Origin of the sequence: Fulvivirga maritima, assembly GCF_021389955.1 — a bacterium.
Classification (GTDB): Bacteria; Bacteroidota; Bacteroidia; order Cytophagales; family Cyclobacteriaceae; genus Fulvivirga; species Fulvivirga maritima.
The window spans coordinates 2,890,249-2,911,429 of record NZ_CP089980.1 but is presented as its reverse complement, the minus strand read 5'-3'; the positions used below and the strand labels follow the sequence as shown (position 1 = coordinate 2,911,429).

General features: G+C 38.8%; 17 protein-coding genes and 1 pseudogene. 5 read left to right on the top strand and 13 right to left on the bottom strand.

The window, feature by feature from the left end; all coding sequences use genetic code 11:
- Nucleotides 1-80 precede the first annotated feature (80 nt).
- Nucleotides 81-1,319, top strand: a complete 1,239-nt coding sequence (locus LVD15_RS12475) for an IS256 family transposase (protein WP_233775818.1) — start codon at nt 81-83, stop codon at nt 1,317-1,319.
- Here the strand turns inward: LVD15_RS12475 and LVD15_RS12470 are convergent.
- The 4 genes from LVD15_RS12470 to LVD15_RS12455 all read right to left on the bottom strand — a co-directional run bounded on the left by LVD15_RS12470 (nt 1,264) and on the right by LVD15_RS12455 (nt 4,655).
- On the bottom strand, nt 1,264-2,787 hold the full coding sequence (locus tag LVD15_RS12470; protein ID WP_233780651.1) for an SNIPE associated domain-containing protein: 1,524 nt from the start codon (nt 2,785-2,787) through the stop codon (nt 1,264-1,266). The two genes, LVD15_RS12475 and LVD15_RS12470, sit on opposite strands and share 56 nt — an antisense overlap.
- 202 nt (nt 2,788-2,989) lie before the next feature.
- A complete protein-coding gene (locus LVD15_RS12465; RefSeq protein ID WP_233780650.1) occupies nt 2,990-3,595 on the bottom strand; it encodes a superoxide dismutase in 606 nt (201 codons plus the stop codon).
- Between the two features lie 50 nt (nt 3,596-3,645).
- The gene (locus tag LVD15_RS12460; RefSeq protein ID WP_233780649.1) at nt 3,646-4,098 is read right to left on the bottom strand and encodes a nucleoside deaminase; all 453 of its coding nucleotides are present in this window, start codon (nt 4,096-4,098) and stop codon (nt 3,646-3,648) included.
- Nucleotides 4,098-4,655 carry a hypothetical protein gene (locus tag LVD15_RS12455; RefSeq protein ID WP_233780648.1) on the bottom strand — a complete coding sequence of 186 codons (558 nt, stop codon included), beginning with the start codon at nt 4,653-4,655 and terminating at the stop codon, nt 4,098-4,100. The genes LVD15_RS12460 and LVD15_RS12455 overlap by 1 nt, the downstream gene beginning before the upstream one ends.
- A gap of 86 nt (nt 4,656-4,741) precedes the next feature.
- Between LVD15_RS12455 and aspS the strand changes: the two genes are divergently transcribed.
- From aspS to LVD15_RS12440, 3 genes are all read left to right on the top strand, one after another.
- A complete protein-coding gene (aspS, locus tag LVD15_RS12450; RefSeq protein ID WP_233780647.1) occupies nt 4,742-6,490 on the top strand; it encodes an aspartate--tRNA ligase in 1,749 nt (582 codons plus the stop codon).
- 241 nt (nt 6,491-6,731) lie between these two features.
- A complete protein-coding gene (locus LVD15_RS12445) occupies nt 6,732-7,550 on the top strand; it encodes a PAS domain-containing protein (RefSeq protein ID WP_233780646.1) in 819 nt (272 codons plus the stop codon).
- The gene (locus tag LVD15_RS12440; protein ID WP_233780645.1) at nt 7,522-9,768 is read left to right on the top strand and encodes a response regulator; all 2,247 of its coding nucleotides are present in this window, start codon (nt 7,522-7,524) and stop codon (nt 9,766-9,768) included. Before LVD15_RS12445 ends, LVD15_RS12440 begins: the two co-directional genes overlap by 29 nt.
- On the opposite strand, the gene LVD15_RS12435 is transcribed toward LVD15_RS12440, so the two are convergent.
- The 4 genes from LVD15_RS12435 to LVD15_RS12425 all read right to left on the bottom strand — a co-directional run bounded on the left by LVD15_RS12435 (nt 9,752) and on the right by LVD15_RS12425 (nt 13,419).
- Complete coding sequence (locus LVD15_RS12435) at nt 9,752-11,287, bottom strand: response regulator (protein WP_233780644.1); 1,536 nt, start codon at nt 11,285-11,287, stop codon at nt 9,752-9,754. The genes LVD15_RS12440 and LVD15_RS12435 overlap by 17 nt on opposite strands.
- Before the next feature lie 195 nt (nt 11,288-11,482).
- The gene (locus tag LVD15_RS12430) at nt 11,483-12,151 is read right to left on the bottom strand and encodes an NADP-dependent oxidoreductase (protein ID WP_306416941.1); all 669 of its coding nucleotides are present in this window, start codon (nt 12,149-12,151) and stop codon (nt 11,483-11,485) included.
- Nucleotides 12,152-12,239: 88 nt separating this feature from the next.
- On the bottom strand, nt 12,240-12,479 hold the full coding sequence (locus tag LVD15_RS27115; RefSeq protein ID WP_306416940.1) for a hypothetical protein: 240 nt from the start codon (nt 12,477-12,479) through the stop codon (nt 12,240-12,242).
- A 136-nt stretch (nt 12,480-12,615) separates the two neighbouring features.
- Nucleotides 12,616-13,419: a penicillin-binding transpeptidase domain-containing protein gene (locus LVD15_RS12425; RefSeq protein ID WP_233780643.1), complete on the bottom strand. Its 804-nt coding sequence runs from the start codon at nt 13,417-13,419 to the stop codon at nt 12,616-12,618.
- 324 nt (nt 13,420-13,743) lie between these two features.
- Here LVD15_RS12425 and LVD15_RS12420 point away from each other — a divergent pair, with 324 nt between their 5' ends.
- Nucleotides 13,744-15,372 (top strand): BCCT family transporter, encoded by a 1,629-nt coding sequence (locus LVD15_RS12420; RefSeq protein WP_233780642.1) that lies wholly within the window; start codon nt 13,744-13,746, stop codon nt 15,370-15,372.
- A gap of 145 nt (nt 15,373-15,517) precedes the next feature.
- Here LVD15_RS12420 and LVD15_RS12415 read toward each other — a convergent pair whose 3' ends face one another.
- The 5 genes and pseudogenes from LVD15_RS12415 to ilvB form a co-directional block, all read right to left on the bottom strand.
- Nucleotides 15,518-16,285 (bottom strand): transporter, encoded by a 768-nt coding sequence (locus LVD15_RS12415; RefSeq protein ID WP_233780641.1) that lies wholly within the window; start codon nt 16,283-16,285, stop codon nt 15,518-15,520.
- 182 nt (nt 16,286-16,467) lie between these two features.
- Nucleotides 16,468-17,733: a threonine ammonia-lyase IlvA gene (gene ilvA, locus LVD15_RS12410; protein ID WP_233780640.1), complete on the bottom strand. Its 1,266-nt coding sequence runs from the start codon at nt 17,731-17,733 to the stop codon at nt 16,468-16,470.
- A gap of 74 nt (nt 17,734-17,807) precedes the next feature.
- A complete protein-coding gene (ilvC, locus tag LVD15_RS12405) occupies nt 17,808-18,854 on the bottom strand; it encodes a ketol-acid reductoisomerase (protein ID WP_233780639.1) in 1,047 nt (348 codons plus the stop codon).
- Between the two features lie 24 nt (nt 18,855-18,878).
- Nucleotides 18,879-19,430 (bottom strand): acetolactate synthase small subunit, encoded by a 552-nt coding sequence (ilvN, locus tag LVD15_RS12400; RefSeq protein WP_233780638.1) that lies wholly within the window; start codon nt 19,428-19,430, stop codon nt 18,879-18,881.
- A 17-nt stretch (nt 19,431-19,447) separates the two neighbouring features.
- Nucleotides 19,448-21,179: pseudogene (ilvB, locus tag LVD15_RS12395) on the bottom strand (biosynthetic-type acetolactate synthase large subunit).
- Between the last annotated feature and the right edge of the window lie 2 nt (nt 21,180-21,181).

Sequence of the window (21,181 nt, the reverse complement as noted above, 5' to 3'; positions counted from 1 at the left end):
AGAATCTAACATAACGAGACTGTCAATTCATCTCTGTCTAAACTTTGGATATAAAGAAATAATGTTTAGACTAAAGAGCAATGAACAAACAAGAGAAAGAAGAATTAAAGGAAAAAGCACTTAAACAATTTTTAAAAGGAGAATCTCTATTTGGTAAGGATGGGGCTTTCAGCCCCATGTTGAAGGAGTTCTTAGAAGAAGCTCTGGAAGCAGAAATGGAGGATCACCTATCCAGTGAAGAAAAAGGACGCTCTCATGGCAATAAGCGCAATGGCAAAGGCCAGAAAACAGTTAAGAGTAGTTTAGGAGACGTTGAGATAAATACTCCTCAAGATCGTCATAGCAGCTTTGAGCCAAGAATAGTAGAGAAACGCCAGCGTATACTGGCAGACAATCTTGAGAAGCAAATAATAGCCATGTATGGGCTAGGTAATAGTTTGAGAGATATTCAAGAGCACATCAAGGAGATGTATGACACAAATATATCAACAGAGGTGTTAAGTGATATCACAGACCGAGTGATCCCTAAAGTAAAGGAGTGGCAAAATAGGCCATTAGAATCGGTCTATTGTATTGTTTGGCTAGATGCCATGCATTTCAAGGTGCGAGATGAAGGTAAGGTGAAGCATAAAGCCCTTTATAATATCTTAGGGATCAATAAGCAGGGCAACAAGGAGATATTGGGCATGTACCTATCAGAAAGCGAAGGAGCTAATTTTTGGCTTCAGATACTTACTGAGCTACAAAATAGAGGCTTGAAAGATATTTTGATAGCCTGCACTGATAACTTGAAAGGTTTTAGTGAAGCGATACACTCCATCTACCCACAAACAGATGTTCAACTTTGTGTAGTTCATCAGATTCGAAATAGCTTGAAATATGTAGCCAGTAAAGAACAGAAAGTGTTTATACAAGATCTTAAATTAGTTTATCAAGCAGACACAAAAGATCAGGCAGAGACTGCTTTATTAGAACTGGAAGAAAAATGGGGAAAGAAATATCCTGTGGTGATACGATCTTGGAATGATAACTGGGAACTACTTAGCACTTATTTCGATTACAGTAAACCCATAAGAAAGTTAATATACACTACAAATCCAGTGGAGGGCTTTCATAGACAAGTAAGAAAAGTTACCAAGAGTAAGGGAGCATTTACCAGTGATATGGCCTTGATGAAATTAGTTTACTTAGTTTGCAGACGTATTGAGAAAAAATGGACTTCACCTTTGCGGAATTGGGGTTTGACGGTGCAGCAATTAGCCATTAGATTTGAGGGAAGATTGGAACTGGAACTAAAAACCAGTCAAACCAAAAAATAAAAAATTCCCTCCCAGGGGCTAGCCCCTGGGAGGGAAGCAGACAGAGATGAGCTAACACTCCCAACATAACGTCCTCACCGTCATCCTTCTCCAAATACCTATTTCTCAAAATCAGACTTTCTCTATATTCCTTTGCTTCAGCATCTTTGATAAATTCTATTTCCGCATGGTTAGCTTTTACAACCCTTTCTATTTCATCTAAAGAGATTTTAAAGTATTCTCTCCTTAAATTGATATGATTAACTCTATTATTATTAAACGCTCTATGTAATTCACTTTCTAACTCTGGCGCATCCTCAGAATAAATCATAGCATGTACATCAAACCTAAAGGGAACCGAAGCTCCACCTAACTCATTAACCCTATCCAAAGGTTCTAGCCGCCTGGTCATACCAATTTTAAATACATCCTCACCAAAAGAACCTATATTCGAAATTATGTATACATGACCTGCTCGAGTCTGCTGAGCCATTGAAATTGCTCTTTGATTCTTTTCTTCTGCTTCTTGAAGCTTATTTTGTAAATCAATTATTTCTAACTCATATTTTTCGCGCTCTTCTTCTGATGATTTAAGCATCTCCTCTCTCACCTTTCTCATGGCTAGCTGCAATCTTTTTTCTTCAATTTTCGCTTCCTTTTGTGCCCTCTCAAAATCACGCTTAGCCTTCTCTTCTTCACGCATTTGCTCTCGTATACGTCTCTGTTCCTCCTTCTCGTCATACTTCTTAAGTTGGAACTCATAGTTCAATCTCAATTCTTCCATTTTCAAATCCAAATAAGCCCTTTCAATTGTTATTTTTTGAGATGAATTGAGTTTATTTATAGCATCATAATTTTTTTCCAACCGCTGTTCATACCTCTCTATATTATTCCACCTAACCCTTGAAATTAATGAATCACATTCTCCATTAAATGCTCTCAAGGTTAACTTAATGGCCTTTCTCTCTAGGATCTCTCCTTTTTTACGGCTTCCATCCACAGACCATGGAGTACCACTAACCGCTGCCATTCCTTTTAATATGCATTCTTTCTGCTTCTCCTTATTTCTGTTTATCTCTTCTTTGAATTTTTCTGAGGTCTCAAAGTCAAAAAAAGGCTTATAAACGCCATATTCAGAAATCTCCAAAGACTCATTGAGTAAATTATTTTGTAAGGACAAATCATCAAACACTTCTTTTGCCTTTTGATATTTCAATTTCAAAGCGCCCAACCCTTCCTTTACAGACTTAATTTCCGATAACGTGTCGTCTCTTTCTTTTGTAAATTCTACTCTTCGTTTTTCTATTGCTTTATCTATATTAATTATCCGTCCATATTTTTTTTCATAGTTTAAAATAACATCATTTAACTCTTTCCTTTTTCGATTAATTTTAATTAAAAAATATACCAAAAGACTAATCACAATTAAGCTCACCAGAATAGTCACCACAAAAATCCCCATAATTTTAAGCGTATTAATTTCCTGCATAGACTGATAATTTTACCATTTACTATAATAAAATTATAATAATCACCTGAATTATTGAAATTAAATAGTGTGTTACCTTCCCAATGCGCCAAACTACTTTCCGAATGAGTACAACAACCTTCCAAGTATTTAGAAAATAACCATAACAAAAAAAGGTGCCACAATGGGCACCTTTCAGTCGCAACTAGTAAATAGGTCTTATTTACTTATTCTCTTCATAATTTTTAGCTACCTGATCCCAGTTCACTACATTCCAGAAAGCAGAAATGTAGTCTGGTCTTTTGTTTTGGTAGTTAAGGTAGTAAGCATGTTCCCATACGTCTAACCCTAAAATAGGAGTACCTCCACAGCCAATACCTGGCATAAGTGGGTTATCCTGATTAGCAGTAGAGCAAACTTCTACTTTTCCTCCTTTATGCACGCATAGCCAAGCCCAGCCAGAGCCAAACTGTGTAGCAGCGGCATTAGAAAACTCTTCTTTAAATTTCTCAAAAGAACCATAAGCAGCATTAATAGCTTCTGCTAATGCTCCTGTGGGCTCTCCTCCGCCATTGGGAGACATCACTTTCCAAAATAAGCTGTGGTTGTAAAATCCACCACCGTTATTTCGTATTGCTTTATTATCTATATCTTCGGCTAGTAAGCTTTCAATAGACTTGCTAGCCAAATCAGTACCTTCAATAGCGCCATTTAATTTAGTAGTATATCCGGCATGGTGTTTACCGTGGTGAATTTCCATTGTTCTTGCATCTATGTGCGGCTCAAGCGCATCATGAGCATACGGTAAATCGGGTAATTCGAAAGCCATAATTTTATTAGTTTTTAGTTAAACATTCTTTCAATTCTGAAAAAGGCCAATTATTTACCTCTCAGCCCTTTAAAAAACGTTGTAACCATCTGCCCTGCCTCTTCGGCAAAAGGCCCTCGTACTATTTTAGTCTTAGGGTGCAGCATAGCGGGGTTAATAGTCATAAACCCTCTTTTATCATCTGCCGCAGCATATACCAGCTTCCCCAGCTGGCTCCAGTACAAGGCTCCTGCGCACATTCCGCAGGGTTCTAATGTTACATATAATGAACAGTCAGAAAGGTATTTTGTTCCTAAAAAATTTGTAGCAGATGTTAAGGCCAGCATTTCTGCATGAGCGGTAGGGTCTCCTAAAGCTTCGGTCTGGTTATAAGCACGAGCTATAATGGTATTATTAGCCACTACCACGGCCCCCACAGGTATCTCCCCCTGCTCTGAGGCTATGGTTGCCTGCTTTAAGGCTTCTCGCATATAATGTTCATCACTATGTATTGATAACCCCATTATAAACTACCTTTTACTTTTAAGCTATTCATTATTTCTCCTGCTGCCTGCTGCCATTTAGCTTTGAGCTGTAGCGGGCAGTTAAAACTGAAAACAATAGTCTTACCTCTCACTATCAGATATTGAACATAAGCATATTTACGCATCGGCCCTTCATTAGTAAAACTGTGCTGCTCACCGTTAACCTGCGAATCGAACTCAAAATAGATAAACTCACGGCCATTGATTTCTTTTATGCCTTCACTAATGACCTCTACTTTGTCATACAAATTAAAAAGGCTGGCTTTAAAAAAATCTTTAGCTATAGCGGCATCAGTAGGCATCCATTGGGTAGCCGAAATATTGATACTAAACCCCACATAGCGACTATCATCAGTATATGCTGCCAGCGGTTTACGCACCGAAGGGTAGCGCTGCGCAATATCATCAGCAGACATAGGGTAGAAATTTTCTGGTAACTTGGCGGTGATATTATCATTCACCTTGGTTTTTACCATTTTCTCCTGTGCTGATAGCAGCAAAGGGAACATTATTAATAAAATAGAAAGCTTTAACATAGATATAAGCGAAATTTATACTGTATCGTTTTTACTCAGAATGAAATACATTTAACTTTGCGCCTCCAAAATTAAAATATTTTAGCATGCTTCGAACACATACTTGTGGTGAATTAAGAATTAACGATGTAAATTCAGATGTAGTATTATGCGGCTGGGTACAGCGCATAAGAAATAAAGGAAGTGTTATATGGGTTGATCTTCGCGACCGGTATGGCATTACTCAGCTTATTTTTGAAGAAGGACATACAGAAGCTGCTATATTGGATACCGCCAATAAACTAGGCAGAGAGTTTGTCATCAAAGCTTCAGGAAAAGTTATAGAACGCCTTTCTAAAAATGATAAAATACCTACGGGAGAAATTGAAGTAAAGGTTACTGACCTTGAAGTCCTTAATAAATCAAAGACTCCTCCTTTTACCATAGAAAATGATACTGATGGTGGTGATGATCTTCGTATGAAATATCGCTATCTGGATCTTAGAAGGAATAATGTAAGAGAAAACCTCTTACTAAGGCACCGCATTATGCAGGAAGCCAGGGCTTACTTAGATGCTCAGAGCTTTACTGAGGTAGAAACTCCGGTATTAATTAAGTCTACACCAGAGGGTGCTCGTGACTTTGTGGTACCATCAAGAATGAATCCTGGTGAGTTTTATGCCCTTCCTCAATCACCACAAACTTTCAAGCAGCTATTAATGGTATCTGGGTTCGACAGGTATTTTCAAATAGTAAAATGCTTCAGAGATGAAGACTTAAGAGCTGACCGTCAGCCAGAGTTTACGCAGATAGACTGTGAAATGTCATTTGTAGAGAGAGAAGACATTATCAGCACGTTCGAAGGCATGATAAAGCACCTCTTCAAAACAGTAAAAGGCATAGATATTACAGAGATAGACCGCATGAGCTATGACGACGCCATGAAATTCTATGGATCTGATAAGCCTGACACTCGTTTTGATATGAAATTTACAGAGCTCAATGAAGTAGCTCAAAACAAAGGATTTAATGTATTTGACAGTGCCGAGCTGGTAGTAGGTATTTGTGTAGAAGGTTGTGCAGAATATACCAGAAAGCAGTTAGATGCACTTACTGATTTTGTAAAAAGACCTCAAGTGGGAGCCAAAGGCCTGGTTTATGTAAAATATAACGCTGATGGTTCATTTAAATCTTCAGTAGATAAATTCTACAGTCAGGAAGACTTACAGCAGTGGGCTGATGCTATGGGAGCCAAGCCAAGCGACCTTATGCTGGTATTGAGTGGAGAAACTGATCATACCCGTAAAGCCCTTAACGAGCTAAGGCTACACATGGGTAGCGAGCTGGGCTTGAGAGACAAAAATACATATAAAATACTATGGGTATTAGACTTCCCTCTTTTAGAGTGGGATGAAGAAACGTCTCGTTTCCATGCAATGCACCACCCTTTCACCTCTCCTACTCCGGCTGATCTTGATAAACTGGAATCAGATCCTGGTGAAGTAAAAGCAAATGCTTATGATATGGTGATCAATGGTGTAGAAGTAGGTGGTGGATCTATAAGAATCCATGATAGAGAAATACAACAGCGTATGTTTAAGCAATTAGGCTTCTCTGATGAAGAGGCTAAAGCGCAGTTTGGTTTCTTAATGGATGCCTTTGAATATGGCGCTCCTCCTCACGGTGGTATCGCATTTGGTTTCGACAGACTATGCTCTTTATTTGGCGGATCAGACAGTATCAGAGACTTTATTGCATTCCCTAAAAACAATGCAGGTCGTGATGTTATGATTGATTCTCCTAGCGCTATTCACCTAGATCAGTTAAATGAATTAGGAATAAAATTAAAGCAATAAGCTTTATAGCAATACCTATTAATAATTAGAGGCCGGCTCAAAAGTAACTGTAAAGTCAGATTGACTAAGCAAGTAATCACTTTTGAGCCGGCTTTTTTTATGCTTACCCTCCTACATCTACACTATAAAAAAGAGGCTTTTCCCTATTATTTGTTAACTTGACATAATATTATTTTTTTACCAAAAGACCGATTTTATTACTTCGGCCAATACTTCTGCAAGTATTTAATATTATTGTATTATGTTACAAAGTGCGGCAGATTATAAAAACCTTCTTGATGCCCTGGAGACGTTGGTATATGGTGTGAACACTGAAGGTCATATCACCTATGCCAATAAATCATTTTTAACCTTTATAGGGCTTGCAGAAGACCAACTGATAGGTCATCCTTTCTGGGAATTGGCAGAAAATGCCGATGAATTAGAAAAAGCATTTGAATTACAAATATCAAAAAAGAAGGAAAAAGCTAGTTATTGGCTTAAATTCAAAGAAAAAGCTTCTTTAAAGCAAACCATTACTTTTTCCTTTAAAGAAACCATTAGCCAGGGATCAGTAGTAGCCACTCCCATTACTGCTAGCCCATTAGACAGTAATGACCAACCCTTTGATCTTACTAACTCCATTTTAAACTCTATGTCTGAGTCGGTGGCCGTTTATAACACAGATGGTCAATTGATCAAGGTAAATTCTGCAGGCAAGAAAATGTTTGGTTTTGAGTTGGAAACTCCCATTAAGGAAATAGCTCAGGGAACTATCAACATTTTTCATCCAGATAAAGAAACTCCGCTATCCTTAGAGGAGCACCCCAAATTCAGAGTTTTAAATGGAGAATATATTGATAACTATGAGCTCTATGTAGTTAATAACATTACCAATAAAGGCATTTTTATAAGCATTAATGGCAGACCTATTACAGATACTAATGGCGCTATTGTAGGAGCCATAATAGTAGGCAGCAACATTACACAAAGAAAATACTCCGAATTCGAATCTCGCAAACAATCCGATCTGCTAGATCAGGCACAAAAAAATGGCACAAATAGGCCATTGGGAAGTTGACTTACAAACCAAAAAAATATTCTGGTCTGCTCAAACTAAAAAGATTCATGAGGTAGAGGAAGACTACATTCCCACTTTTGAAGAGGCCGTTCATTTTTATGATTCCGAATCTCTTCCTGTAATATCCAAAACCATTGAAGAATGTATTAAAACGGGGAATAGCTGGGATCTGAAACTGGGCATTATCTCTGCCAAAGGTAATTACAAATATATCCGTACAATCGGGCAAACTGAAACCCAAAACAATACCGCTACCAAGCTATATGGTGTTTTTCAGGATATTAGCCATGATCGTAAACGTGAGGAGCAGCTCATAGCTTTCGTAGACGCCGCTCCTGCTGCCATAGCTATGTTTGACACTGAAATGAAATACATAGCTGCCAGCGATAAATGGTACAAAAACTATAAACTAACCGATAGAAAAATTATTGGGCTTTCTCATTATGAGATCTTCCCTGAAATAGGAGCAGAATGGAAAGCAACCCATCAACAGGCCCTTTCCGGGGAAATATGTAAGGCTGAAGAAGACCGTTTTGAGCGCTATGATGGCAGCATACAATGGCTGAAATGGGAGGTAAGACCTTGGTATGATCTTTCTGGCAAAATTGGTGGCATCATTATGCTTACTGAAGATATTACACTTGAAAAGCAGGCTAAAGAAGAGTTAAGAAAAGCCAAAGAAGCGGCAGAACTGGCAGCAGAAGCCAAGGAAGAGTTTCTCTCTACCATGAGTCATGAAATTCGTACGCCTATGAATGCTGTAATTGGCATGACCCACCTTTTACTGCAGGAAGAAAAGCTTCCTCACCAGGAGGAGAATCTGAAAACACTTCAGTTTTCTGCTGAAAATTTGCTGGTTCTCATCAATGACATCCTCGACTTCAATAAAATAACAGCTGGAAAAATAACCCTTGAAACGGTTCCTTTTAACCTGAAAGAACTGGCTAATAATATCAGGAAATCATTTCAGTTTAAGGCTCAGGAAAAGCAAATACGGCTGGCATTTATTTATGATAATGATATACCAGAAAGGCTCATTGGAGACACCACCCGTATTAATCAAATACTGGTTAATCTGGTAGGTAATGCGGTAAAATTTACTTCCGAAGGCAGTGTAAGAATAACTATTCAGCTACTAAAAGACTCTCAGCATGAGGCTTCCATCAGCTTCTCGGTTAAAGACACAGGCATTGGAATACCAGAAGAGTACCAGGCTAATATTTTTGAAAGATTTACTCAGGCAGAAAAAGAAACTACCAGAAAATTTGGCGGCACCGGTCTGGGCCTGGCCATTACCAAAAAGCTACTGGAGTTACACAATTCTGATATAGAGCTGATAAGCAAAGCAAACGAAGGTTCTGAATTCAGATTTAACATCACCTTCCCTAAAGCACAGAAAGACCCTATTACCGATAGTCCTAAAACCGAAAACGTGAAAGAGCTAGCTAACCTAAAAATACTATTAGTAGAAGATAATGTAGTGAACCAGCTAATAGCCACTAAGTTTCTCGAAAACTGGGAGATCAATGTGGAAGTAGCTGATGATGGACAGCAGGCCATAGAAAAGCTAAAAAACAACACTTACAATCTGGTGCTGATGGATCTACAAATGCCTGTGCTAGATGGCTACGAAGCCACTACGGCAATCAGGAAAGATGCTGCTTATGACCACCTTCCTATAATAGCACTAACCGCTGATGCTACCACTAATATCAAAGAAAAGGTAATGAAAGTAGGTATGAATGATTTTCTTACCAAACCCATAAACCCGGAAGAGCTCAGAACCAAAATAATGCTACATGCCGTAGAAAAAATAGAGTCGTCTCCTGCTCCTAAAAAAGAAGAAGCAAAATCTGAGATTACAGAAGAAACCATTGACTTTACGCTGATCTATCAGATGGCTCAAAATGATACAGGATTTGTAATTACATTAATAGAATCATTTAACAAAGAGCTGAAAATGTTTTATGATGACTTCCGTAATGCCGCTAACGAAGCCAACACAAGTGAAATGCGAGGCCTTATACATAAATTAAAGCCTTCCTTTGAGCTGTTTGGTCTTGATAACCTCTTAAACAAATTAAGAGAAACTACTAAAAAGGTAGAAGCGAAAGAAACAGATCAGCTTAACGATGAAATACAAGGCATTGAAGAATCAACCAAAGCTACTTTAGCCACATTAGAGCGTAAAATCAAAGAGCTTAAACACTCCGTTTAACCACTCGCAAAATTGATGACTTCAATTCTTGTGGATTAAATGGCTTTGAAATAAAACCTTCGAGTCCGGTATCAGTAAATCGGCCTTTCCCCATTAACGTTACGGAGGCCGTAAGCGCTATAATAGGGATAGAACTATATTTGCCCTCTTCTATACTTTTGATCTTGTCTGTAGCCTCATAGCCATCCATTCCCGGCATCTGCAAGTCCATAAGAATAAGATCATAATGATGATGGCTGACCATTTTCAAAGCTTCAAAACCATCATGAGCTACATCATATTTTATTCCCCAGGAATCAAGAAAACGGCCAGCGATATAGCGGTTGGTCTCCATGTCTTCAACTAAAAGCACTTTTAACCCATCCAGCACATCTTCATCCTTATTCATCTTAGCCATGCCTGAAGAATAATCCATCTTTCTAAGATAAAGGCTAAAGTTAATGACGTCTTCTTTCTCTTCGAACTCGGCGCCGAGCATCTTCACCAGTTGCTCTGTAAAAGTGATAGGAAAATTATCTGTATCATCAGTAAAATGCCCAATGCCATCGGTTCTGGAAACCGCAAAGGACACCTTTAAATCCTCCTCCCCTTCTTCCAAAAGCTCTATGAAAAGCACCAATAGGTTGGGGGATTTTTTAGCAAACCTGCGCAAGCACAATCTAAGCAGCTGTTTTAATCTAAGCGGCTCGCCCACCAGAAAATCAGGAATAGCAAGATCATAGTTGATCTTCAGATTATCCTTGTCATTTTTAAACTCGGTAATCAGCTCGCCCAGTAATGACTTCAGGTTAAAAACTATTTGTTTATCCTTAAGCCCACCACCATACATCTGATCATTATCCAGCAGCTCATTAACTACGTTAAATAGATTTTCGGTGGAGTTTTTTAATAGCTGAACGTCCTTTTTCTCAATTTCATAACCGAGTTTAGGGTCATCAAGCAAGTAATAAACGCCCATTATTTCATTAAGCGGAGCTTTTATTTCATGGCTCATCAGGTGGAAAAGGTCATTTTTAGTATTTATGACATCCATAAGCACTTGCTGCTCTTTATTCTTTTCCAGATAAGCCATTACCAACTTGGCCAGCATCTTTAAAGAATCCTTTTGATCTTCAGTAAGTTCTTTAGGCTTATCATCAATTACGCATAAAGTACCTAAAGCATGACCTGTAGGGCTCAGCAGCGGACAGCCGGCATAAAATCTGATATTAGGATCACCAGTAACCAGCGGATTATCCACAAAGCGATCATCTGCCGTAGCATCAGTTACCTGCATAAACTTTTTATCTCTTACCGGATACCAGCAAAAAGCCTGTTCTATAGGCGTTTCAGAGGCTTCAAGACCAACTTTAGACTTAAACCACTGCCGCTTATCATCCAATAAAGAAATTAGGGTTATGGGTACCTGACAAATATTAGCTGCCAGTGCCGTAATATTATCAAGAATAACATCCACATCAGTATCCATAATCTGATACGAATGCAGCACTTTCAGGCGTTCTTTTTCTTCCTTGTCCACTAGTTAAAATTACCGAATCAAAACTTTAAAATTCATTAAAGATAAGATATCGATCTGATAAAAAGAAAGTAATAATTACCTTTAACTACTGTTTAATATAACCATTTCAAGGAGAATAGATACAAAAAACAATAAAAAAAGGCTATTCTAAAGCCTTTCACTTTAAAATAGCCTTACTCTATAACAAAATGGCTTCTAAGCCTGTACTATCATTTTTCCTTGATTTTTACCAGTAAACAATCCCAGAAATGCCTCTGGCAACTGATCAAATCCTTCTATTATGGTTTCAGTAAACTTCACTTGACCTTCTCGCACCCATTGCCCCAGCTTTCTCATGCCTTCAGGGAATTTATCTTGGTAGTTACCTACGATGAATCCTTTCATAAGTACACTTCTTGTCAATAGCATAGGCTGTATTCTTGGCCCTGTGGGGGTTTCTTTGCTATTATATAAGGCTATTTGACCACACAGAGGAATTCGTGCGTGAAAATTCAGATTCATAATAACGCCGTCAGAAACTTCACCTCCTACATTATCATAATAAATATCTACCCCATCAGGACAAGCTTTTTTAACGGCCTCCTGCATGTTTCCTGCAGTTTTATAATTGATACCCTCATCATAGCCAAACTCGCTCTTCAGCATCTCTATTTTTTCATCAGAGCCTGCAATACCTACTACTTTACAGCCATGAATTTTAGCTATCTGTCCTACTACCAGCCCTACAGCACCTGCTGCTCCGGAAACCACTACAGTCTCCCCTTCTTTTGGCTGACCGATATCCATTAACCCAAAATAAGCCGTAAGTCCGGGCATACCCAGCACTCCCAGGTAATAATGAAGAGGCACACCTTCTTCGCCCACTTTTCTTAATGATTTAGCTTCAGCTACTATTTGAGTAGACCACGGTAAATTACCAATAACATAATCTCCTTTAGAAAAGTCACTGCTTTTACTTCTCCTCTACCTGCGCTACTACTCCGCCACTTATCGGCTTACCCACTTCAAAAGGAGGCACATAGGACTTGGCATCATTCATTCGGCCTCTCATATAAGGATCTACCGAATAAAATTTACCTGTAAGTAGCACTTCGCCATCCTTTAACTCAGGGAGCTCGCGCTCTTCCATTTTAAATGACTCTTTGCTCGGTTCTCCCTTTGGCCTCTCGGCTAATATTATCTGCTTTACCATATCAATATCTAATTTTTATAACACTTTTATTTCTCGAATTTCTTTCTTCTTATGGTTAATAATATAACCGTCCCTCCTTCATAATGTTCCTTTAAATCTACTTCTATTACCCATGATTATTCGTCGAAAACAAGCATCAAAGAATACCTAAGTCTTTCAGCACTTTTCTTGTTATACCCTTTCTACAGTTAATAAACTGATCATTTTTCTCACTTCGATTTTTAGTAATTCTGGTAGCGAAAAAATATACCTCTTCTCCTTTTTCCACATACCCAATCCACCAGCCAATATCTCGACCATCTTTATTAGTCCACCCGGTTTTAGCTCTTATGGAGTAACTTTCTGTTTCTTCTTCAAGCATCATGTTTTTAACAATCTGAAAAGACCTTTGAGAGAAAGGCAGCGTTTCTTCATAAACACCAATCAGCATCTTTACCTGATCTGCCGGTGACACCGCAAAATCTCCAAAATTCCAGAAGTCTAAACCTTCTACTGACAAGTCATTATTTCCATAAGCCGAGTTGTTTAGTATTTCCTTGTATTGTTTTTTGCTCATCTTTTTACCCAGCTCCACATAAACCCATGGAACAGAAAATTTATATGCTTCAGTTAACGACATATCATGATAAGTATCCGGTCGCTTTCCGTATTTTGACATATCATAATTTTCCTTCCCTATCCACGGCACTAATTGCTTTTCGTCTTTAATCACACCTTGTTCCAGCAAAATCAATGAATTCATAATTTTAAAGGTAGAGGCAGGAACAGAAGGTTTGTTACTATCATCTATATCATTAGTAATCCATTGCCCGGTCTGATAATTATAAACAGTGATACTGCCCTGCACTTTACATTCATCTAAAAAAGCCTGATAACGGTTCTGCGCACATAAGGGCAAAAAAGCCAGAAGCAGAAGGTGAGTAGAAATAATTATTCGCATGGAAATGATTTTATAACAAAACTAAAATTATAACAATTTTAACAGTACAATGAACCTCCAAAATTGAATAGAAAACATAATATTAACTCTTTCGAGGAAAATTAATTTTCATGAGCAGAACTATCCAAATTCTGATCATAATCCTTCCAAAAGAAGGTTTGCACCCAATACTGGTAATAAAAGTAAAGCCCTTCAGGGTAATGTGGCCATCTGTTTCAAATAAAATTATGGTTTACCAAACAATGTTTACTTAACTTTGCACTTTTCTGATATTGTCGTAATCTTTCTGAGCGACAAACCATTAGGGCGAATATTTTTTAATTCATGAATAAACAAAAGATGAAGAAGAGCTCCAATAAGGTTTTTGATTTTCATTACCCAGTATTTATTCCATCCGCTATTGTAATCATATTTTTTGTTGTTATAGCCATTGTTTACGGGCAACCGCTAAACGATTTTTTTCTGGACTTCAGAAATTTACTATACGACAAAATTGGTTGGCTTTTTATCCTAACTGTAAACGTATTATTGATAGCCGCCATATGGCTGTCCTTCAGTAAATTTGGTAAGATAAAGCTCGGCGGGCGTAATGCCACTCCTGATTTCAGCAACTTTGCCTGGTACTCCATGCTATTTTCTGCTGGTATGGGTATTGGCCTTATCTTTTACGGTGTTGCCGAGCCTATTCAGCACTTTGCTACTCCTCCTATTCCTGTAAAAGGCGAAGTATCAGCAGCAGAACAGGCTTTCAAATTCACCTTCTTACATTACGGTTTTCACCCCTGGGCAGTATATGGCATGATCGCTTTGGCATTTGCCTTTTTTACATTCAACAGAAAGCTGCCTTTAACAGTAAGATCATTATTTGCTCCTTTATTAGGAAGAAAAATTCACGGTATAATAGGCCATATGGTAGATACGCTGGCGGTAATAGCCTGTTTATTTGGCTTGGCCACCACCCTGGGTTTTGGTGCTCAGCAGGTAGGCTCCGGTCTGAACTTCCTATTCGGGATACCTAATGATATAAAAACACAGATTATCTTCATCTCTATTACCACCGGCCTAGCAACAGCTTCCATTGTTTCCGGCCTAGATAAAGGGGTGAAAATACTGAGTATTCTCAACATAAGAATAGCGGTAATATTTATGCTGCTTATGCTAATAATAGGCCCTACGGTTTTCCTTTTCGATTCTATTATTGAAAACATAGGCCTGTATCTTCAAAATCTTTTATCTCTGGGTTCATATACCGAGGTGTATTCAGATACTAAATGGCAAAACAACTGGACTATATTCTACTGGGCCTGGTGGATAGCCTGGAGTCCTTTTGTAGGTATTTTCATTGCTCGTGTATCTAAAGGAAGAACTATACGCGAATTTTTAACAGGAGTAGTTATACTGCCTACGCTATTCTCATTTGTGTGGTTCACCATTTTTGGTTCATCAGCCATTTACCTGGAGCTAAATCACCTGGCAGATATTTCACAAGCAGTGAGCAATGACATTTCCACCGCTTTATTCGAAATGCTGAAGCACTACCCTCTTACTACTGTAATGAGCTGCATTGGTATACTACTGGTAATCAGTTTCTTTGTCACTTCCAGTGATAGTGGATCATTAGTAGTAGACTTTATAACTACCGGCGGTAAACTAGATGCTCCTGTAGGCACAAGAATATTCTGGGCGCTGATAGAAGGGTTATTAGCCATATCACTCCTAGTAGGTGGTGGACTGGGCACTTTACAAACAGCAGTAATGATAGCTGCCTTACCATTTGCCATCATCTTACTTACCATGACCTACTCACTGTATGTAGGCTTACGGCGAGAAAGGGTTAAATACCTGCGTCATAGAGTAGCCAGGAATATTAGAGTGCAAAACACTCAAATGGATCGCTGGATGGAAGACTACGAAGCCGATGAAGAAGAAGAGGAGGAAGAGGAAGAATTATAATCATTAAGGCCCTTAATATAGTCAGTAGAAACACAACCTACTGATTATTTAAGGGCACATTTTCCATGTTGAAAAGATTTCTCAAAGGTTCCTTACCTCTGCAATCGATCAAAAAAGCAACAAAAACCCTTTCTTGCAGTGTCTATTACTTAAAGCTGGTTCTCCAGCTCAGCCCTACTGTAAGGGTATAATCCGGAGCATAATCACTCAAAGGCAGGCCTCCAGCTAAATCTAACTGTAAGTCAGGAGTAACTACATAAGTAAGGCCAGCATCAAAAACATGATAAGAAGGGAAGTCAGCAGCAAAATAGCCATATATTTCTGCGAAAGCTCCCAGATTACCTGTTAGTGAAGCAGAAAAGGCAGATGAATAGGCCCAGGTAGTCTCTCGGGAGTCATCCCAATCAGCTCCAAAACCATGAGACCAGGAAAACTTATCATTAAAAACGTGCTCCAATAATAGTCTGAAGCCATAGTTAAAATGATCATATTGAAAACCTTCTGCTCCAATACTACCAGGAGTAAAAGTGGGAGCAAAAGTAATGGCAGGTCGTAAGAAGTTTTGCTCCACTACTTTAATTTTAGGAGCTATAGTTATGGGTGTAAGGCCGTCTACCTCATTTGACAGTGTATCTATTCCTTCAATATCCATTTTATCTCTGCTATAAGAGGTCTGCAATCTCATTTCTAACCAATTAGTAATACCGTATTTCAAATTAATATTAGGAATATCACTAGAAGTGAAGTCTCCATCTTTAGTTCTAGAATAGCCAAATTCGGTCTGCAAGGTACCGGGAGCTAGCAGCTGAATAGCATCAGTAGTATTAGGACGATCAGTAAAAATGGCCTCTTGAGCCAGGGAGGTTTGTGCAATCAGCAATAAAAAAAATAGCGTTCGTAAAAGTTTAAACATAAGTGATGCTTTTAGTTATTTGCTATTATAAGCATATTATAATGAGAAAGTTTAATAAAATCTAATTTTAGCCCATATCGAACCCTTAGACGCGAGAAAAGCAGATACCTTATAAAACAAAAAACACGTCTGTGATTTCACAAACGTGTAAGTGTTTATCTTTCAGATCTCAGAATGCTTATCTAAAGCAAATAATGAAAAAACTGAGGTTGATCATTAACATATTCAAACGTAATATTCTTACGCTGCATACGATCCATTAGTGGCTGCAGGTCTTCTTTTCTCTTAAGCTCAATACCTATAAGAGCAGGGCCTCTGTCACGGGCATTCTTTTTGGAATATTCGAAATGTGATATGTCATCATCAGGCCCTAGCACATCGATAAGAAACTCTCTTAATGCTCCGGCTCTTTGAGGGAAGTTGACTATGAAATAATGTTTCAGGCCTTCAAACAGCATAGACCTTTCTTTTATCTCCATAGTTCTGGTAATATCGTTATTACTACCACTCACTACGCAAACCACATTTTTACCTTTGATTTTATCTTTCAAGGTTTCCAGCGCCGTAATTGCCAATGCTCCTGCTGGCTCTACTACTATGGCTTGCTCATTATAAAGCCTTAGTATTTCACCACAAACCAGCCCTTCTGGCACAGTGATTACATCATCTAAGAGCTCTTTACATATTTCAAAAGTAAGATCTCCTACTTTTTTTACTGCGGCACCATCTACAAACTTATCTATTTTATCAAGCACCACTACTTTACCTTCATCCAGAGAGGCTCGCATGGAGGGAGCTCCTGCTGGCTCTACGCCTATTATGGTGGTAGAAGGAGAAAGGGTTTTGAAATAGCTACTCATACCAGAGGCTAAGCCTCCACCGCCTATGGGCAGTATCAGGTAATCTATAGGCTCCGTGCTATCTTCCAGTATTTCCTTACCCACGGTAGCTTGTCCTTCTATTATCTTCTCATCATCAAAAGGAGGGATAAACATGACCTGATTTTCTTCACAGAATTTAGATGCTTCTTCAAAGGCGTCATCAAAAGTATCTCCGGTAAGCACCACTTTAACAAATTCTTTCCCAAACATCTTCACCTGATGCACCTTTTGGCTAGGTGTAGGGGTAGGCATAAAAATAGTACCTTGAATTTGTTTTTTAGCACAAGCGAAAGCAACACCCTGAGCATGATTACCAGCACTGGCGCAGGCCACACCATTAGCTAATAATTCAGGAGAAAGGCTTTCTATTTTATTATAGGCTCCTCTTATCTTATAAGACCGCACCATCTGAAGATCTTCTCTTTTAAGCAAAATATTAGCTTGAAACCTATCAGAAAGAGTGGGATTTGGCATTAGAGGAGTACGAATGGCCACACCTTTTAAATTTTCTGCTGCTGCTAATATATTATCTATTGATATTCTCGCTTTGTTCACTTCCGGCTTCATGATCTTATTAAAAAAAATTGGTATAAAATAACAGGCAGTCATAATATGACTGCCCGTTATCTAAAGTTGTTTTATTAGTTATTTTCAGGTCTTAGTTTTCTCACTTCTGAACCTGCTTGCCACATTTCAGAATCTCTAAGTTCCTTAAGCTCTACTTCTAATTTTTCTCTATAGTCAGACTTACTGTTGCTATCTATAGATCTCTGAGCTTCGTTACCTGCTGCTACTTCTTTGTATAGCTCTTCAAATACAGGCTTAGACGCATCACGGAATTTCTTCCACCAGTCTAAAGCTCCTCTTTGGGCTGTAGTAGAACAGTTGGCGTACATCCAGTCCATTCCATTTTCAGCTACTAAAGGCATAAGAGACTGAGTAAGCTCTTCTACTGTTTCATTAAAAGCTTCAGAAGGAGAGTGACCATTAGCTCTTAGTACTTCATACTGAGCTGCAAATATCCCCTGGATAGCTCCCATAAGCGAACCACGCTCACCAGTAAGGTCAGAGTATACTTCTTTTTTGAAATCAGTTTGGAACAGATATCCTGAACCCACTCCGATACCTAAAGACACTACTCTGTCTTTAGCTTTACCAGTAGCATCCTGGAAGATAGCATAGCTAGAGTTTAATCCTCTTCCCTCTAGGAACATTCTTCTTAAAGAAGTACCTGACCCTTTAGGAGCTACTAAAATAACATCTACATCTTCAGGAGGAACAATGCCTGTTCTTTCTTTATAAGTAATACCAAAGCCATGAGAGAAATAAAGCGCTTTACCAGCAGTAAGATGCTTTTTCACTGTAGGCCACAAACTAATCTGGCCGGCATCAGATAACAGATATTGAATAATAGTACCTTTTTCACAGGCCTCTTCTATTTCAAAAAGAGTTTCACCAGGCACCCATCCATCAGATACTGCCTTGTCCCATGTTTTAGATTCCTTCCTCTGGCCTACAATTACATTAAAACCATTATCTCTAAGGTTAAGTGCCTGACCAGGACCTTGTACTCCATATCCGATAATTGCTATAGTCTCTTCTTTTAATGTATCTTGAGCTTTTGCTAGTGGGAATTCCTCACGAGTTACCACCTCTTCTGTTACTCCGCCAAAATTAATTTTTGCCATGTTCTAATTAATTAGTTATTTGTATTAAAAATTGTCTGTTATTATTTCTTTTGAATGTATCTCCAATGCCTGAAGATAGCTTTTGAAAGTACTCATCCTGTTAGATAATGATACCCTTCCTGATCTTACAAATCCATGTAAGCCAAAAGGATATAGCTCTTCAAACAGCTTATGAGTTTCCTCTTTAGTTCCGGTTTTTTCTATGATCACAAAGCCGTTAACCATTTCCTTCACTGAGGCATTATTATCTTTAACCAGCTTGTGAAGTTTTTCTAAATCAAGGCTATCTTCTCTTTTGATTTTATACAAAGCAATTTCGCTATGTATAGTCTCAGCATCAGTAAAGCAGTAGGCTTTTAGCACTTCTACCTGCTTTTCTATTTGCTTCACTACCTTCCTGGTTTTTTCTTCTGTATCCTCTATCACTATGGTGAAGCGGTGAATACCAGGATATTCTGACTCTGAAGTAGTAAGGCTCTCAATATTGATGTGCCTTTGGGTAAACTGAGCAGAAATACGATTCAGTAACCCTATTTTATTCTCTGTAAATACTACTATAGTGTATGATTGTTTCACGTTATTATTGGTTTTGGTTACCCTAATCTAACATCTGTAACACAAGCACCGGTAGGTACCATAGGGAACACGTTGTCTTCTTTTTCTACCATCACTTCCAGCAAGTATGAGCCATCATAATCCATCATGGTTTTAAGGGCTTCATCCAGGCTGTCTCTCTCACTGACTTTGCTTGCTTCTATACCGAAGCCTTTACTTATGGCCACAAAATCTGGGTTAATAAGCTCTGTGGATGAGTACCTCTTATCAAAGAACAACTGCTGCCACTGGCGAACCATTCCTAAAAACTGATTATTAAGGATAATGATCTTTACTGCGGCCTCTGTCTGACAAATAGTACCCAGCTCCTGAATAGTCATCTGGAAACCACCGTCACCAATGATAGCTACTACTTCTCTTTCAGGTGCGCCAAGCTTAGCACCTAAGGCTGCTGGTAAGCAGAAGCCCATAGTACCTAAACCACCAGAAGTAACATTACTCTTAGATTTTTTGAAGGTAGCATATCTGCAAGCCACCATCTGGTGCTGACCTACGTCTGTAACTATTACCGCTTCGCTATCAGTAAGTTCATTTATTCTTCTCACTACTTCACCCATGGTAAGTCCAGGCTTGGTAGGATTAAGTTCTTTCTCTATAACTTTTTCAAACTCAATCGCCTTGTATTCATCAAACTTTTGTCGCCATGCTTCGTGCTTATTTTCCTTGCACAAAGTGTTTAGCGCTTGCAAAAGCTGCTTAGCATCACCCAGTAAAGCGATATCTGTTTTTACGTTCTTATCTATTTCGGCAGGATCTATCTCCAGGTGAATCACCTTAGCCTGCTTGGCATAACGATTAAGTCACCAGTAACCCTGTCATCGAAACGCATGCCTATGGCTATCAGCACATCACATTCATTAGTGAGTACGTTAGGTCCATAATTACCGTGCATACCTAGCATTCCTACATTTAAAGGATGATCTGTAGGCAAGGCCGAAAGCCCAAGTACAGTCCAGGCAGCTGGTATTCCTGTTTTCTCAATAAATTCTTTGAACTCCTCTTCGGCATTAGCCAAAATCACACCCTGACCAAACAAAACATATGGCTTTTTAGCCTGATTGATCAATGCTGCGGCCTTTTCTATTTCATCTAGATCTATAGCCGGGTTAGGCACATAACTCCTAAAACCAGTGCATTGCTTATATTGAAAATCTAATGATGCGATCTGAGCATCTTTATAATATCTATGAGTACTGGCCCCGTCTGCCCGAGGTAGCTATGTAAAATGCTTTAGCTATAGCACTAGGTATATCTTCTGGTCTTGTGACCTGAGTATTCCATTTAGTTACAGGCATAGAAATGCTTACAATATCAGTTTCCTGAAAAGCATCTGTACCTAACAAAGGAGACGCTACCTGGCCGGTGATGCACACTAAAGGAGTGCTATCTATTTTGGCATCTGCCAAACCGGTTATTAGGTTAGTTGCTCCCGGCCCTGAAGTAGCAAACACTACTCCCGGCTTACCGCTTACCCTGGCCATACCTTGCGCTGCATGTATTGCTCCCTGTTCATGACGGGTCAGTACATGTTTGAGCTCCTTTTGAAAATTATAAAGAGCGTCGTATGTTGGCATTATGGCACCTCCAGGATAACCAAACACAGTACCGACCCCCTTCTGCTAAGAGCGATCTGATTATTGCTTCAGACCCACTTATATTCATCTTGGTACTTTCTTCTTTCTCACCAACTGTTTTGGTTAATGTATCCATAA

Coding starts and splice junctions, on each gene's coding strand:
- aspS (WP_233780647.1), top strand. CDS start 4,742: ATGCTTCGAACACATACTTGTGGTGAATTAAGAATTAACGATGTAAAT.
- LVD15_RS12445 (WP_233780646.1), top strand. CDS start 6,732: ATGTTACAAAGTGCGGCAGATTATAAAAACCTTCTTGATGCCCTGGAG.
- LVD15_RS12415 (WP_233780641.1), bottom strand. CDS start 16,285: ATGTTTAAACTTTTACGAACGCTATTTTTTTTATTGCTGATTGCACAA.
- ilvC (WP_233780639.1), bottom strand. CDS start 18,854: ATGGCAAAAATTAATTTTGGCGGAGTAACAGAAGAGGTGGTAACTCGT.
- ilvA (WP_233780640.1), bottom strand. CDS start 17,733: ATGAAGCCGGAAGTGAACAAAGCGAGAATATCAATAGATAATATATTA.
- LVD15_RS12470 (WP_233780651.1), bottom strand. CDS start 2,787: ATGCAGGAAATTAATACGCTTAAAATTATGGGGATTTTTGTGGTGACT.
- LVD15_RS12455 (WP_233780648.1), bottom strand. CDS start 4,655: ATGTTAAAGCTTTCTATTTTATTAATAATGTTCCCTTTGCTGCTATCA.
- LVD15_RS12425 (WP_233780643.1), bottom strand. CDS start 13,419: ATGCGAATAATTATTTCTACTCACCTTCTGCTTCTGGCTTTTTTGCCC.
- LVD15_RS12465 (WP_233780650.1), bottom strand. CDS start 3,595: ATGGCTTTCGAATTACCCGATTTACCGTATGCTCATGATGCGCTTGAG.
- LVD15_RS12475 (WP_233775818.1), top strand. CDS start 81: ATGAACAAACAAGAGAAAGAAGAATTAAAGGAAAAAGCACTTAAACAA.
- LVD15_RS12440 (WP_233780645.1), top strand. CDS start 7,522: ATGGCACAAATAGGCCATTGGGAAGTTGACTTACAAACCAAAAAAATA.
- LVD15_RS12420 (WP_233780642.1), top strand. CDS start 13,744: ATGAATAAACAAAAGATGAAGAAGAGCTCCAATAAGGTTTTTGATTTT.
- LVD15_RS27115 (WP_306416940.1), bottom strand. CDS start 12,479: ATGGTAAAGCAGATAATATTAGCCGAGAGGCCAAAGGGAGAACCGAGC.
- LVD15_RS12460 (WP_233780649.1), bottom strand. CDS start 4,098: ATGGGGTTATCAATACATAGTGATGAACATTATATGCGAGAAGCCTTA.